Here is a 15285-nt window from a genome sequence, read left to right as displayed (position 1 = left end):
TAGTAAAATCCATTTATTGCCAATTTGGTCATGATTAACAAGTTAGCATCTATTTGTTCATTTAATATACCGACAAACACATTGAATTTGTAAAATAGATTGTAGAAAAATCAAACAGCCACTTTGCTAAATATCCATCCACCCTGCCGTTTTATGAATATGCAAAGATCAAAAAAGCCCTTACTGGAAACCAGTAAGGGCTTTTTACTAACTGTTATTTACTACTATAAAAGCGGTCTATAAAGACGTCTTATAGTGAGTAGTAAAGTTCAAATTCAACTGGGTGAGTAGTACGTGCAACACGCTCTGCTTCACCTTGCTTGATAGCAATATATGAATCGATAAAGTCATTAGTGAATACTTCACCTTTAACTAAGAACTCACGGTCCGCATCTAAGCTTGCAAGTGCATCTTCTAGTGAAGTCGCAACTTGTGGGATCTCAGCCGCTTCTTCTGCTGGTAAGTCGTATAAATCTTTATCCATAGCTTCACCTGGGTGAATCTTGTTTTGGATACCGTCTAGACCTGCCATTAATAGCGCAGCAAAACCTAAATATGGGTTTGCATGTGGATCAGGGAAACGTGTTTCAATACGACGACCTTTAGGGCTTGGTACCACTGGGATACGGATAGAAGCACTACGGTTACGTGCAGAGTATGCAAGCATGACAGGCGCTTCGAAATGTGGCACAAGACGCTTGTAAGAGTTTGTGCTTGGGTTAGTAAATGCATTCAACGCTTTAGCATGCTTGATGATACCACCAATGTAGTAAAGAGCAGTTTCACTTAAACCAGCGTACTTGTCGCCTGCGAATAAGTTAACGCCATCTTTAGCTAAAGATTGGTGAACGTGCATACCACTACCGTTATCGCCCATTACTGGTTTAGGCATAAATGTCGCTGTTTTACCGTATGCGTGTGCCATGTTATGCACAACATACTTAAGGATCTGAACTTCATCAGCTTTAGCAGTTAGCGTGTTAAAGCGTGTCGCGATTTCGTTTTGACCGGCTGTAGCAACTTCATGGTGATGCGCTTCAACAACTTGACCCATTTCTTCAAGTACTAAACACATAGCACTACGTAAGTCTTGTGATGAATCAACTGGTGCTACTGGGAAGTAACCACCTTTAACGAATGGACGGTGACCAGTGTTACCATCTTCATAGCTAGTACCTGAGTTCCATGCCGCTTCTTTTGCATCAACTTTAGCAAAACAACCTGACATGTCAGCACCAAACTTAACATCGTCAAATAAGAAGAACTCTGGCTCTGGACCAATTAATACTGTGTCAGCAATACCAGTAGACGTTAAGTATTCTTCAGCTTTTTTAGCAATAGAACGTGGGTCACGGTTGTAACCTGTCATTGTGCCTGGCTCTAAGATGTCACAACGAATTAGTGCAGTTGTTTCTTCTGTGAAAGGGTCAAGAACAAACGTGCTCGCATCTGGCATAAGTACCATGTCAGATTCGTTAATGCCTTTCCAACCCGTAATAGACGAACCATCGAACATTTTGCCGTCTTCAAAAAAATCTTCATCAACCTGATGAGATGGGATAGAAACGTGTTGTTCTTTACCTCTGGTATCGGTAAAGCGTAAATCAACAAACTTAACTTCCAATTCTTTAAGTTGCGTTAAAACAGATTCAGCTGACATTCTTAAGCCTCCGGTAGAGTAAGGGTATTCCCTTTTATAATTCAAGTTCACCACTATACTACGACATTAAAGACGCGTATGTGTCGAAATATCACATAATTGACAATCTTAAAGCTATTACCATGCCAACTGAATAAGTATATGATTTTTATATATTTGACTTAATAGCCAATTATCGAAAACACAATTTTGCATCATTTTAGTGCAAGCGCACGCACTATTATGGTTCAAATTCTATTTTGGTGCGCGGCTAAAAACACTGCGCTGATTGTTTGTCACATTTCTGAATCGTTACTATTATATGATGCTATAAATGCCAAAATTGATGGTTATTTTTTAGCTAATCACAAAGTGTACAAAAATAATCCTATCCGCAAAGCGTCTCGTGGAGTAGAATGGCACGCTTTTTTATGGTGGCTAAACTTAATGCCGCTATAAACTCCTATTTATTTGTTTGATGGTATAGAGGTTTTATCCGTGTTAGAGAATTTACGTAACATCGCCATTATTGCTCACGTCGACCATGGCAAAACGACCTTGGTAGACAAGCTTTTGGCACAGTCAGGCACCCTTGAAAGTCGAGGCGAAGCCGCAGAACGTGTAATGGATTCTAACGATCTTGAAAAAGAACGTGGTATCACCATTTTGGCTAAAAATACCGCCATCAAATGGAACGACTACCGTATTAATATCGTAGACACTCCTGGTCACGCCGATTTCGGTGGTGAAGTTGAACGTGTTCTATCTATGGTAGATTCAGTATTACTTTTAGTTGATGCAGTTGATGGCCCAATGCCACAAACTCGCTTCGTAACTAAAAAAGCGTTTGCTCAAGGCCTTAAGCCAATTGTTGTAATCAACAAGATTGACCGTCCAGGCGCTCGTCCTGATTGGGTTATTGACCAAGTATTCGATTTATTCGACAACTTAGGTGCAACTGACGAACAGTTAGATTTCCCTATCGTTTATGCTTCTGCATTAAATGGTTTCGCGACCCTAGATCCAGACGAAACTAGCGAAGACATGACACCTTTATTCCAAGCAATTGTTGAAAAGGTTTCTTTCCCTGATGCTGATGCTGAAGGTGAATGTCAAATGCAAATTTCTCAAATCGATTACAACTCATACGTAGGTGTTATCGGTATTGGTCGTGTTAAACGTGGTAGCGTTAAGCCTAACCAACAAGTAACTATTGTTGGTGCAGACGGTAAGACACGTAACGGTAAAGTTGGCCAAGTATTAGGTTACATGGGTCTTGACCGTCACGAAGTTGCTGAAGCTAACGCTGGCGACATCGTTGCAATTACCGGTCTTGGTGAGCTAAAAATTTCTGACACTATTTGTGCTCCAGGTGCTGTTGAAGCCTTGCCTGCTCTTTCTGTTGACGAACCAACGCTAACCATGACTTTCCAAGTAAACACTTCTCCGTTTGCTGGTAAAGAAGGTAAGTATGTTACTTCACGTAATATCCTTGAGCGTTTAGAGCAAGAGCTAATTCATAACGTTGCATTACGTGTTGAAGAAACTGAATCTCCAGATCGTTTCCGTGTTTCAGGCCGTGGTGAATTACACTTAGGTATCCTAATTGAAAACATGCGTCGTGAAGGTTACGAGCTAGCGGTATCACGTCCAGAAGTAATCGTTAAAGAAATTGACGGTGAAATGTGCGAGCCATTTGAAACCTTGACCGTTGATGTTGAAGAAGAACATCAAGGTGCTGTAATTGAAAAATTAGGTACACGTAAAGGTGACATGAAAGACATGCAGCTAGACGGTAAAGGTCGTGTACGTATCGACTTTATCATTCCTAGCCGTGGCTTAATCGGTTTCCAAACTGAATTCATGACAGCGACTTCTGGTACTGGTCTTATCTACCATTCATTCGACCATTACGGTCCAGTGAAAGGCGGTGACATTGGTCAACGTGCTCGTGGTGTATTGATTTCAAACGCTACTGGTAAAGCACTGACTTTCGCATTGTTCGGTTTACAAGAACGTGGTCGTCTATTCATCGGCCATGCTGCTGAAGTATATGAAGGTCAAGTTGTTGGTTTACACGCTCGTGCAAACGATTTAACAGTTAACTGTTTGAAAGGTAAGCAACTTACAAACATGCGTGCATCAGGTACTGATGAAGCACAAGTGTTAACTCCGCATATCGAAATGACCCTTGAGCAAGCGCTTGAGTTCATCGATGATGACGAATTAGTAGAAGTAACTCCTGAGAACATCCGTGTTCGTAAGCGTTACTTAACTGAAAACGAGCGTAAGCGTCATAACCGTAGCGCTAAGTAATCGTTTTGATTAGTTAACGATTTCAAATTTTGAGAACCAAAAAACCCGCTTATGGCGGGTTTTTTATTGGCTAAATATACTTAGCCGCAAAACAGCACATGACTTAATTTCACTTTTAACTCACTTAAATCGACTATATATTTTCTCTCAATAATTAATCAACAGAGAATAATATGACCGTCATTAATCACGTTAACGTAGCCAAGCAAGCCAATGTTTATTTTGAAGGTAAAGTCATCAGTCGTACCATTCATTTTAATGACGGAAGCCAGCAGACTCTCGGAGTAGTGTTGCCGGGCGAATACAGCTTTGACACTGCTGTCGCTGAAATCATGAATGTGACTTCAGGTTCATTTGAGGTGCTATTACCCAACAAGAGTGAATGGCAAACCGTTCCAGCAGGTCAACTGTTTACACTTGATGCGAAAGTCACCTTTAAAATTCGTACCCATGAAATTAGCGAATATTGCTGCGAGTACAAGTAATTAGCCTATGTTAATCAGCAGTTAATACTGATCTTTAATTCAAAAGAGGCTAATATTATAAAGTTTAAAGCTGAAGGTGAAGGAACCCCAAATGCGTTTAACCTTATTAATAACTCTTATTTTATGCAGTGTTATCTTTTCTATCAGTCATGCCACCGTGTATCGCTGGGTTGATGAACAAGGAAATGTACATTACAGCGACCAACCACGAGAAAATGCTGAACAAGTAGAATTGAGTGAAAATACCCAAAACAGTGTTGCTGCGCCCACCGTCATAGAAACAGACAGCAGCCCAAAAGAAGCTAAACCAGTAGAGTATCGGGTACGTATTGTTAATCCGACCCAAGAAGAAACCATTCGCAATAACAATGGCAACTTTACTGTGGTTGCCAGTGCTGCACCAGAATTACCCAGTGGCTTTTTAATGGCGCTGTATATCGACGACTTACTTTATGGTCAGCCGCAATCAAGCAGTATTTTTAATGTTACCGAAGTGAATCGCGGTGAACATAATCTCGTGGTTAAAGTTTTGACCCAAAACGGCAAAGTCCTTGCATCAAGTTCTCCAAGAAAGATATTTCTACACCAAGCATCTGTTTTCTCAATCGCAAAGCCTCGACCTTTGCCAAGTAAAAAGTGATATATATCAAAAAGATAAATATTATGAATTTGAGATTGTTTTAACAAGTTGCCAGTGTAGAACAAGTTGCGCATCGCACCATATTGGTGCAACATAGTAGTGCAACTCTACTTTGCAGGACACTTGATGGACATGAACAATCTGCTGAATCATTTGGTTACCGCTGTATTCGTTATCGATAACGAATTACGGCCGCGTTATGCCAATGCTGCAGCTGAACAACTTCTTGGTATTGGCAGCAATAAATTACTAGAGCAGCGTTTACCTGAGCTATATCAGTTCATGGGCGTTGAAGCCGAGCTCCTCCAAGACTCGGTTAACGCAAATCAAGGGATCACCGTCAACACTGCGGCGTTAATTACTCTTGATGGCGTGCACCACATCATCGATATCACCCTGATACCGATGGAAAGTGAAGACAACATCAGCCTGCTAGAACTACGTCAAGTTGATCAACAACATCGTATTCATCAACAACTTAATTTAGATGCTCAGCAACAGGCGGCACAATTTTTAGTGCGTAACCTCGCCCATGAAATTAAAAACCCATTAGGTGGCTTAAGAGGCGCGGCGCAACTATTATCTCGGGAACTAGAAGACCCAAGCCTTAAAGAATTTACCGATCTGATTATTGAGCAAGCCGATAGACTACGAAATTTAGTTGATAAACTATTGGGCCCTCAGCGCCCGACTCAACATGAAACCCACAATATTCATCAAATAGTTCAAAAAGTGCTGCGCTTAGTCGAGCTAACCCTACCAAGCAATATCCGCTTGGAGCGAGATTATGACCCTTCAATCCCCGATATGGACATGGATGCTGATCAATTACAGCAAGCGGTGCTCAATGTGGTGCAAAATGCCGCGCAAGCATTAGATCCTAATGGCGGAGAAATACTCATCCGCACTCGCACCCAGCATCAAGTCACCATAGGCACTAAGCGTTTTAAGCTGGTACTGGCATTGTCGATTATCGATAACGGCCCAGGGATCCCTGCAGACCTATTAGATACCTTGTTTTATCCCATGGTCACCGGCCGTGAGGAGGGCTCAGGATTAGGATTATCCATCGCCCATAATATTGCACGATTACATGGAGGTCGGATTGATTGTATATCGGCACCAGGACAAACAGAATTTACGATTATTTTGCCATTACAATAATTTGCCAATGATGGCTCAAGAGGAAGTGATATGAACATAAGCGAACAAGTTTGGATCCTTGATGACGACAGCTCGATTCGCTGGGTTTTAGAAAGAGCCTTAGCGGGAGCTAAACTGACAACGGCAAGTTTTGCCGCTGCAGAGTCGTTATGGCAAGCCTTAGAAATATCTCAGCCTATTGTCATCGTATCTGATATCCGTATGCCGGGTACCGATGGCTTAACCTTGCTTGATCGCTTGCAAATGCACTATCCGCATATTCCGGTGATCATCATGACGGCTCATTCGGATCTGGATAGTGCCGTCAGTGCCTATCAAGCAGGGGCATTTGAATATTTGCCAAAGCCTTTTGATATTGATGAAGCCATTGCGCTGGTAGAGCGCGCACTGACCCATGCAACAGAGCAAGTACCGCCGCCTGTAGCTGAGCCAGAAAAGCTTAAAACACCAGAAATTATTGGTGAAGCGCCTTCAATGCAGGAGGTGTTTCGCGCTATTGGCCGTTTATCTCGCTCATCAATTAGTGTGCTTATTAACGGTCAGTCTGGTACCGGTAAAGAGTTAGTTGCTGGGGCGCTGCATAAACATAGCCCCCGTAAAGAAAACCCTTTTATTGCCCTTAACATGGCAGCAATCCCCAAAGATTTGATTGAATCTGAATTATTTGGTCATGAAAAAGGTGCCTTCACCGGTGCCGCTAATGTGCGCCAAGGGCGCTTTGAGCAAGCCAATGGCGGCACACTATTCTTAGATGAAATTGGTGATATGCCATTAGATGTGCAAACCCGTCTATTGCGGGTATTGGCTGATGGGCAATTTTATCGGGTTGGTGGTCACATTGCCGTGCAAGTTGATGTACGTATTATTGCCGCAACCCACCAAGACTTAGAATTATTGGTGCAAAAAGGCGATTTCCGTGAAGATTTATTTCATCGTCTCAATGTTATAAGAGTACATTTACCACCGCTTTCTCAGCGCCGTGAGGATATTACTCAGTTAGCAAGCCATTTCCTTGCCACTGCCGCCAAAGAAATCGGCGTTGAGCCTAAAATCCTCACTAAAGAAACCGCTAAAAAACTTGAGCAACTGCCGTGGCCGGGTAATGTGCGTCAGCTTGAAAATACCTGCCGCTGGTTAACAGTGATGGCATCAGGGCAAGAAATCCTGCCTCAGGATTTACCGCCTGAGCTGCTAAAAGATCCCATCAGTGCCAGCGAGCGTGTTAATGGTGTTTCTGATTGGCAAATGGCGCTGACCCAATGGATTGATGAAAAGCTCTCTGCCGGTGAAAGTGATTTATTAACTGAAGTGCAACCTGCCTTTGAGCGAATTTTACTTGAAACCGCACTAAAGCATACTCAAGGCCATAAACAAGAAGCCGCTAAACGTTTAGGCTGGGGGCGTAATACCCTCACCCGCAAGCTAAAAGAGCTTGAAATGGATTAAAGTCCTGCTTATTTCAGCCTAAAAGGAGTCCTATTTCGATAATGAAATGACTCCTTTTTTATGACTATATTGATTTAGTTTTGTAGTTTAAGCACTATTAACTCAGAGTATAAGCATTATTCAGAGCTTCGAATATGGAGCGAGTAACAACCCTCAATTACCACAAACACATGAGCTGTAAAGCCGCGAAGTATATCGCTCAACATAACTGCAAGGACTGAAAATGGCCGCAAAAAGCATTATTGTCATGGGCGTATGTGCCAGCGGAAAAAGTAGCATTGCTGCGCGCTTAGCTGCTGTTATCAAGGCTAAGTTTATTGACGGTGACGATCTACATCCTAAAGCCAATATCATCAAAATGGCCAAGGGCGAAGCGCTCAATGATACCGACCGCGCCCCTTGGCTTGAGCGCATAAGGGATGCTGCATTTAGCATTGAACAAAAAAACGAAACTGCAGTGATTGTCTGTTCAGCATTAAAACAAAGCTATCGCGAGCAAATACGCGAGGGCAATAATCATGTGGTATTTCTGTACCTTGAAGGCAGTTACCAACTAATTTTAAAAAGAATTCAAGCCCGTCATGGCCATTTTATGAAAGCTGACATGCTTGATAGCCAGTTTGCCACCTTAGAAGAGCCAAGCAATGAGCCTGACGTGATCACTGTCAATATTGATAATTCTATTGAAGCCATTGTCCAGCAAGCTTTAAAAGCTTTAACCGAGTTAGAATCAAGTTAATTTCGACCGCAACATTATCAAAACCGCACTCATCACTTGGCTGCAGATGTAAAAAAGCCTTAACTGCATATAACAGTTAAGGCTTTTTATTTGGCTAATATTGCCCTTGATAGCAACAGTATTATTAACTGCGGTATCAACTGCAATTGATGTCATCAGCCATTAAATCGGGTCTTGGTGAATAATCACTTCGGCATCTTCAAACTCTGCCCGTAAGCGATCTTCAGTGCCATCAGTAATTTCGTGGGCTTCAAGTAATAACAGTTGCCCATTTAATTCAATATGAAATTGAATGAAGGTGGTTTTACCGGCCTGACGCGTCCGTAAATCATGAATACCATTCACCCGCGGATCCGCGGTGGCAATGGCAACAATCTGCGCCCGAGTCTCTTCATCCAGCTCCCTGTCTAATAACGACTGAACCGAGCGATACGCTAAATCAAATGCTTGATGACCAATGTATAAGGCAATCAATACTGCAAACAAGCCATCAGCCCACCACCAGCCATATTGTGCTAATACCAATGCCAGCAATACTGCACCGTTTAAAAATAAATCTGATTTATAATGCAATGAATCCGCTTCGACTATGGTGCTGTTGGTCTTGGCTAAGGCTTTTTTCTGCAGTATCACCAAGGCAAAAGTCATGACTAAGGCAATAATGGAGACAATGACCCCAAGGCCTGCATGGGCCACTTCTACCGGATTAATTAACCGTTCGCCACCATAAAACATCAACAAAAATGCTGAGCCTAAGATGAAAGCAGATTGGGCAAGTGATGCAAGAGGTTCGGCTTTACCATGACCATATCGATGGTCGTCATCAGCGGGTAAAATGGCATAGCGAATAGCGATGAAATTCACTATGGATGCTAAGGCATCAGCAAAGGAGTCAGTAAGGGAAGCTAACATACTCGCCGACCCTGAATAGAGCCAAGCGAGTAGTTTTATCACGATCAGGATTAATGCTGTTGCCACCGCGGCTCGGCTGGCAAGTTTTACCCAAAAATCGTATTCAGATTCTGCAGTCATAATAGAGAAAACACTAGTAATTAAGCCATTTAGTTAATCTCTATTATAGCGGAGTCTTGGTTTATTTAACGAGAACCTTTACCTTTTACCTTGGTAAAGCGTGATTCAAATTTCTGTTGCTGCTCTTCTGTCAAAATTTGATAGATTTCATTTTGCATTTTGAAGAAATTCATCATTTGTTGTGTTTGCTTCGCCTGCTTAGCAGCAATGATTTGCTCAGCTTGAGACTCATTAAAGTTGGCATCAGTAATTAACGCTAACATGTCTGCTTTATGTGCACTGCGCTCTTGTGCTGAAGGACGCTCGCCTTTTTCAGCTTTGTACTTAGCCATAATCGCTTTAACGTCAGTCTTTTGCGCTTCGGTAAGATCTAAAGAACGTAGCATTTTACGTACGCCTTTATGCATGCTTTTACCGTGATGTTTGCCGCCGTGAGCACGTTCACCTTTTTGGGTTTGCTCAGTTTTAACTGAGGTATCTGCAGGCTCTGCGGCATAAAGTTGACCAGCTAATAATGCTGATGATGCTACTAGAGCTAAAACGCTGCTTTTCATCTTTAATCGTGTTTTCATAATCTCACCTTTTATCTCAAGTTATTGAACCCGCTAAGACCGACGGTTAACCATTTAATCCATCAAATGTAACCAATCAAAAACTCACCTTAGGCTCAAAATCGTTTGTGTTGTCAGCATGAAAATGAACATCGCACTGATAACGGGATCTGGGGTCACCTACATACTGTTTCGTAGGAATGAAACAAGTTTAGCGAATGCAATGTCAATGAGGGTGTTGGCTCAGTAAAAAAATGTAAAGACCATTTTTTAATCAACACACATCTTGTTATTCAATAAAATTGCCCATAATCACGACCTCGATGCAGAGAATGGGAGCAAGCTCACGTATTAAAGGTTTGATCATTTTCATAATGAACAAAGTTACACTTGTAACATCAAAGTTAGCGCTAAGTAGTTAACATTATGAGACATTAGCTTTATAGCGAGTGCGACTTATCAGAGATAATTTAAGCGCATGTGACAAAAGACTGCAGCTAAGAGTGAATGACTGATGTTATGAGTGACTAAATGCGGTAAATGATTGAATTGAGGTTATGGATGAACAAAGTTGTCAGCAATATCATTTTTATTAGTAGTTTATTATTTTCTGTCTGTGGTTTTGCACAAAGTAACGTGACACCCAGTCCTCACGAACCCAATGCCAGTATTTGGGTTAATCAAACCCAAGCCGGCCCCGAGATTAACTTACACTTTTTTTGGTCTGCGACCTGCCCACATTGTAAGGAGGCTCACCCTTTTATAGATGCCTTAGCAGAGCGCTATAGCTGGATTCATTTACAAGATTACCTTATCAGCGAGCCTGGCAGTGTCGACAAACTCATGGCCGTGGGCGAATTAACCGGGGTTGAACCCAAGTCAGTGCCTTATGTCGCCGTCTGTGGCGAAGCCATTACTGGCTACAACAGCCATGATGTCACCGGACGCTATATTCTGCAGCGCCTAGAGGCTTGTTATCAACGAAATGCAGGCAGCTTGCCAAGCAAAGACTTAATGGCTGATTTCTATACCGAAAAAACCACTGCTAGTAGCCCGCTTTTTGAAACCTGTGCTGATGATTCAGATCCAAATAACCCCAGCACTTGTGGGATGAACTTTAGTACGACTACTAGCGAACAAGCAAAGCTCGATTCAACGCCACATATCCAGCCCGTTGATATTCCGTTAATTGGTGCAGTACAACCAGAGCAAATGTCACTTCCTGTGTTGACCTTAGTCCTCGCCGGCGTCGATGCCTTTAACCCTTGTGCCTTCTTCGTATTGCTATTTTTGCTTAGCATTATGGTGAATGCCGGTAGTCGTGGCCGCATGTTATTAGTGGGCGGTATCTTTGTGTTTTTCTCGGGCTTTATTTACTTTATCTTTATGAGCGCGTGGCTAAACTTATTCCAGTTACTTGGCGGTGGTGATGGCGGCTGGATAATTACTAGCGCAGGAGTTATCGCACTGGTGGCGGCAGTAGTGAATATTAAAGATTTCTTTTTTGGTAAAGGCGATGTCAGTTTGTCTATGTCAGTTGAAAACCGCGGCAGCTTAATCAAACGCATGGGCAAATTATCTAAAGCTAGCTCTTTACCAAGCTTAATATTGGGTTCGGCATTACTGGCAATTATGGCCAATGCTTACGAGCTACTCTGCACCGCGGGTTTCCCGATGATTTACACCTCAGTGTTATCAATCTCAGGGGTAGATACCGTGCAGCGCTATTTATACCTCATCGCTTATAACCTTATCTATATCATTCCATTAGCGACGATTGTCATTGTTTTTGCTGCCACATTAGGTAAACGTAAGCTCACTGAAAAAGAAGGTGAAGTACTTAAGTTAATGTCTGGGATCATGATGCTAGGCTTAGGCAGCATGTTGGTCCTTAACCCTATGGCACTGCAAAACGTGGTGTTCTCTGTTGGGTTAATTGCCGGCTCAATTTTACTTACCTATATTGTGGTAAAAATTAAGCGCTATAAGCAAAAAGCCGTCTAATTTTTTATCTGGTAACATTATCAATGCGAGTGCTATTAAGTCGCACTCGCTATTGGCTATTTTGATTAGACTGACCAGCTTGGTTTATTGCTTGTTCCAGCCCATTTATAGCTATCACTAAACAATAACCACAGCTTAGTTGGCCAATATGTAAAAGAGTGCAATGTTGCTAAACTTGGCTATTCATTCGTTATATAGTGAATGCTTATTATTGAGCGAGGATCCCATGAGTCGAATTTTATTAGTCGATGATGACGCAGGTTTATCAGAGTTATTAGCCCAGCTTTTAGAGCTAGAAGGCTTTGAATTAACTCAAGCATTTGATGGTCAGCAAGGGCTAGACTTTGCGCAGAATCAAGATTTTGATTTAATCTTATTAGACGTCATGCTGCCAAAACTCAATGGTTTTGAAGTGCTGCGCGCCCTGCGCACCCAAAAGCAAACTCCAGTGCTGATGCTTACCGCCAGAGGCGATGAAATTGACCGAGTAGTAGGGTTAGAAATTGGCGCTGATGACTACCTGCCAAAACCGTTTAACGATCGTGAATTAGTGGCCCGTATACGCGCTATTTTACGCCGTTCTAGCCTCACTCAAGCAGATGCTGGCGCCCAAGATACCATTAGCTTTGGTGATTTAAGCTTAGATCAAGCCAGACAAGAGCTGTACTGTAATGATCAGCTTATTATTCTTACCGGCACTGAATTCTCATTGCTTCATAGCTTGATCACTCAAGCAGGCGATTTGGTCACTAAAGAGCAGCTCAGTGAAACCGTTTTGGGTAAAAAACTGATGCCATTTGACCGCAGTTTAGACATGCATTTATCCAATCTGCGCAAAAAATTACCTGAACGTCACGATGGTCGCCCTCGAGTAAAAACCATCCGTGGTAAAGGCTATATCTGGATCCCATAATGATTAAGCTATCTTCGTTAAATCGTTTATTTGTCAAATTACTGCTGGGCTTTTGGCTTGGCAGCTCTTTAATTATTGGCTTTGTGGCTGTACTGCCTTTATTGCAGCAAAACCACGACAAACAGCCAATGACAGCCAAGCAGCAACAGCTACTTAAACGCACAGCTAAACCATTTATTGAAGATCCTAAATTACTCGAAGATCACAAAGCTTTAAAACGCTTGCATCGCCATCGCAGTCCAAATGGCAAAATGATTAAGTTCTATATCACCAATGACCAAGACCTTGTGATTAATAGCAGGCAAGTCCCTAGAACCTTTAGAGAGTTCTTGCTGATTAGTGAAGAGTTTAACGCGCCAATGAGCCATCAGTTCCGTGATGAATTGATTTTTGGACCTTACACTTTTACTGCTGGGGAACAAGAATATCGCATCTACAGTCGCGTACCAGATAACCACCCTAGACCTTGGTTCTTTTTCTTTAATGACCATAAATTATTAACCACTATTATCGCCATGATCTTATCTGGCATATTATGTGGCTTTTTAGCATGGTATTTAGGCAAACCACTTCGCTCACTCAAGCATAGCTCTAACGCTCTTGCTAGCGGCGATTTAAGCGCTCGAGTCGATGACAGTATTGCCGCCAGAGGCGATGAAATGGGCGAGTTAGCACAAGCATTCAATACCATGGCGCAATCCATTGAAACCATGATGCATAACCAGCAGCGCCTAATGGGTGATATCTCCCATGAACTGCGCACCCCCTTAACGCGCTTACAACTCTCTTTAGCGCTGGCTCGCAAAAAACAACAAAGCAGCGTCGAGATTGAGCGCATTGGCTATGAAGCTGAGCAGCTAGAAGCTTTGATTGCTGAATTGCTGACCTTATCGCGAGTGACCATCAGTAATACTGAAAATAAAGTCCACTTAGAACTTGCCGAGTCTCTCAGTCAAATTCTTGATGATGCTGAATTTGAAGCCGAGCAACAACAGAAAAGATTACTCATTGATATACCAGAAAACATTAGCCTAGATCACTACCCCAAAGCGCTTTCTCGGGCGATTGAAAATGTACTGCGTAATGGCATTCGCTATGCCAATAGTGACATTTCAATCACTGCAATAAAGCAACACCAACAGGTCGTCATTACCATTAAAGACGATGGTCCTGGTATTGAAGACGTTGAGTTAGAGAAAATATTTAAGCCTTTTTATCGCCCTGATAGTTCAAGAGACAGAGAATCAGGTGGTTGGGGCTTAGGTCTGGCGATTACCCAAGCCGCCATCAAGCTCAATAAAGGCGAGATACACGCCAGCAATATTGCCCCCCATGGGCTCAAGGTGGTGATTAGCCTGCCTGAGCGGATCTGCCGTTCGAATTGAACATTGTGAATTGATTACCACCAGCAGCTGGTTTTGCGTATAATTCCCAGCTCAATCAATGAAGGTAGCTATCCATGTTCCATATTGCGCTTTATGAACCAGAAATTGCCCCTAATACCGGTAACATTATCCGTCTTTGTGCCAATAATGGCGCTAAGCTACATTTAATAGAGCCATTAGGTTTTGATTTAGAAGAGAAAAAACTTCGACGCGCCGGCTTAGATTACTCAGACTTAACCAATATCACCCGTCATAAAGATTTTGCAGCCTTCCTTGACGTCATGGCAGGTAAACGTATTATGGCCTGCACCACCAAAGGTAGTCGTCCTCATACTGAGCTGTCGTTCGCTGCTGATGATGTATTGTTATTTGGGCCCGAAACCCGTGGCTTACCTATGGATGTCATTGAGTCGATTCCCACTGAGCAGCGCTTACGTATTCCGATGACGGCTAACAGTCGCAGCTTGAACCTGTCTAACTCAGTGGCGATTATTAGCTATGAGGCTTGGCGTCAATTGGACTTTGCTGGCGCCAGCTAGGTTTTAGGTTTTAGGTTTTAGGTTTTAGGTTTTAACCAGGTAAGTTTCAAACATCAATCTGGCTTAAGTGGTTCAGACTAAGTGGTTCATCCCAATCACATAATGCAGCCAACAAAAAGCCTCGCCATTGTTGAGTATACAGTAAAAACCATGTTCATTTGCGCGTGAGTGAGTGATAAGCCTTTACTGGCAATGCTTCTTGTGACATTTAAAGCGTACACACTATGTATATTGGTGTGTACGCTTTTTATCCCTGAAGGCTTAGCAAGGCGATGGCATCACTGCGTGAAAACCATCACCCTGCCAAAAGGGTATTTAAGGGACATGATGGTAAAGTAAAATAATAAAGCCACTCCTTACGCTCGCACAGCTCACTACTCGCTAGGCATTTATGATTTTTCTTGACCACCCGCTGAAACACGTTTCTGGACA

At 42.5% G+C, this 15285-nt stretch carries 13 protein-coding genes; 10 read left to right on the top strand and 3 right to left on the bottom strand.

Annotated features, from left to right (window positions below; all coding sequences use genetic code 11):
* Positions 1-250: 250 nt before the first annotated feature.
* On the bottom strand, positions 251-1660 hold the full coding sequence (gene glnA, locus BCU91_RS07185; RefSeq protein WP_102520396.1) for a glutamate--ammonia ligase: 1410 nt from the start codon (positions 1658-1660) through the stop codon (positions 251-253).
* A 477-nt stretch (positions 1661-2137) separates the two neighbouring features.
* Between glnA and typA the strand changes: the two genes are divergently transcribed.
* The 6 genes from typA (at position 2138) to BCU91_RS07150 (ending at position 8429) form a co-directional block, all read left to right on the top strand.
* The gene (gene typA, locus BCU91_RS07175) at positions 2138-3955 is read left to right on the top strand and encodes a translational GTPase TypA (RefSeq protein WP_076538117.1); all 1818 of its coding nucleotides are present in this window, start codon (positions 2138-2140) and stop codon (positions 3953-3955) included.
* A gap of 173 nt (positions 3956-4128) precedes the next feature.
* A complete protein-coding gene (locus BCU91_RS07170; RefSeq protein ID WP_102440175.1) occupies positions 4129-4440 on the top strand; it encodes a pyrimidine/purine nucleoside phosphorylase in 312 nt (103 codons plus the stop codon).
* Between the two features lie 91 nt (positions 4441-4531).
* Entirely contained in the window at positions 4532-5080 is a 549-nt protein-coding gene (locus BCU91_RS07165; protein WP_102440174.1) for a DUF4124 domain-containing protein, read from the top strand.
* A gap of 126 nt (positions 5081-5206) precedes the next feature.
* Positions 5207-6244 (top strand): nitrogen regulation protein NR(II), encoded by a 1038-nt coding sequence (glnL, locus tag BCU91_RS07160; protein ID WP_102440173.1) that lies wholly within the window; start codon positions 5207-5209, stop codon positions 6242-6244.
* A gap of 30 nt (positions 6245-6274) precedes the next feature.
* A complete protein-coding gene (gene glnG, locus BCU91_RS07155) occupies positions 6275-7690 on the top strand; it encodes a nitrogen regulation protein NR(I) (RefSeq protein ID WP_102440172.1) in 1416 nt (471 codons plus the stop codon).
* A gap of 223 nt (positions 7691-7913) precedes the next feature.
* Complete coding sequence (locus BCU91_RS07150) at positions 7914-8429, top strand: gluconokinase (protein ID WP_102440171.1); 516 nt, start codon at positions 7914-7916, stop codon at positions 8427-8429.
* Between the two features lie 162 nt (positions 8430-8591).
* On the opposite strand, the gene BCU91_RS07145 is transcribed toward BCU91_RS07150, so the two are convergent.
* The gene (locus BCU91_RS07145; RefSeq protein WP_102440170.1) at positions 8592-9461 is read right to left on the bottom strand and encodes a cation diffusion facilitator family transporter; all 870 of its coding nucleotides are present in this window, start codon (positions 9459-9461) and stop codon (positions 8592-8594) included.
* A gap of 65 nt (positions 9462-9526) precedes the next feature.
* Positions 9527-10033, bottom strand: coding sequence for a Spy/CpxP family protein refolding chaperone (locus BCU91_RS07140; protein WP_102531192.1), 507 nt, complete (start codon positions 10031-10033; stop codon positions 9527-9529).
* 540 nt (positions 10034-10573) lie between these two features.
* Between BCU91_RS07140 and BCU91_RS07135 the strand changes: the two genes are divergently transcribed.
* The 4 genes from BCU91_RS07135 (at position 10574) to trmL (ending at position 14853) form a co-directional block, all read left to right on the top strand.
* A complete protein-coding gene (locus BCU91_RS07135; RefSeq protein ID WP_102531191.1) occupies positions 10574-12016 on the top strand; it encodes a cytochrome C biosynthesis protein in 1443 nt (480 codons plus the stop codon).
* A gap of 226 nt (positions 12017-12242) precedes the next feature.
* Positions 12243-12929, top strand: a complete 687-nt coding sequence (locus tag BCU91_RS07130) for a response regulator (RefSeq protein ID WP_102440184.1) — start codon at positions 12243-12245, stop codon at positions 12927-12929.
* A complete protein-coding gene (locus tag BCU91_RS07125; protein WP_102440167.1) occupies positions 12929-14314 on the top strand; it encodes an ATP-binding protein in 1386 nt (461 codons plus the stop codon). The genes BCU91_RS07130 and BCU91_RS07125 overlap by 1 nt, the downstream gene beginning before the upstream one ends.
* Positions 14315-14388: 74 nt before the next feature.
* Entirely contained in the window at positions 14389-14853 is a 465-nt protein-coding gene (gene trmL / locus BCU91_RS07120) for a tRNA (uridine(34)/cytosine(34)/5-carboxymethylaminomethyluridine(34)-2'-O)-methyltransferase TrmL (RefSeq protein ID WP_102476589.1), read from the top strand.
* Positions 14854-15285 lie beyond the last annotated feature (432 nt).

It is taken from the genome of Shewanella sp. 10N.286.52.B9 (assembly GCF_002873635.1).
Lineage (GTDB): Bacteria > Pseudomonadota > Gammaproteobacteria > Enterobacterales > Shewanellaceae > Shewanella.
This window is presented reverse-complemented; position numbering and strand designations above follow the sequence as displayed.

Excerpts from the sequence above, each read along its gene's own strand:
- BCU91_RS07140 (WP_102531192.1), bottom strand. The coding sequence starts at position 10,033 with ATGAAAACACGATTAAAGATGAAAAGCAGCGTTTTAGCTCTAGTAGCA.
- glnG (WP_102440172.1), top strand. The coding sequence starts at position 6,275 with ATGAACATAAGCGAACAAGTTTGGATCCTTGATGACGACAGCTCGATT.
- BCU91_RS07170 (WP_102440175.1), top strand. The coding sequence starts at position 4,129 with ATGACCGTCATTAATCACGTTAACGTAGCCAAGCAAGCCAATGTTTAT.
- BCU91_RS07150 (WP_102440171.1), top strand. The coding sequence starts at position 7,914 with ATGGCCGCAAAAAGCATTATTGTCATGGGCGTATGTGCCAGCGGAAAA.
- BCU91_RS07135 (WP_102531191.1), top strand. The coding sequence starts at position 10,574 with ATGAACAAAGTTGTCAGCAATATCATTTTTATTAGTAGTTTATTATTT.
- BCU91_RS07125 (WP_102440167.1), top strand. The coding sequence starts at position 12,929 with ATGATTAAGCTATCTTCGTTAAATCGTTTATTTGTCAAATTACTGCTG.
- BCU91_RS07130 (WP_102440184.1), top strand. The coding sequence starts at position 12,243 with ATGAGTCGAATTTTATTAGTCGATGATGACGCAGGTTTATCAGAGTTA.
- BCU91_RS07165 (WP_102440174.1), top strand. The coding sequence starts at position 4,532 with ATGCGTTTAACCTTATTAATAACTCTTATTTTATGCAGTGTTATCTTT.
- glnA (WP_102520396.1), bottom strand. The coding sequence starts at position 1,660 with ATGTCAGCTGAATCTGTTTTAACGCAACTTAAAGAATTGGAAGTTAAG.
- BCU91_RS07145 (WP_102440170.1), bottom strand. The coding sequence starts at position 9,461 with ATGACTGCAGAATCTGAATACGATTTTTGGGTAAAACTTGCCAGCCGA.
- trmL (WP_102476589.1), top strand. The coding sequence starts at position 14,389 with ATGTTCCATATTGCGCTTTATGAACCAGAAATTGCCCCTAATACCGGT.
- glnL (WP_102440173.1), top strand. The coding sequence starts at position 5,207 with ATGGACATGAACAATCTGCTGAATCATTTGGTTACCGCTGTATTCGTT.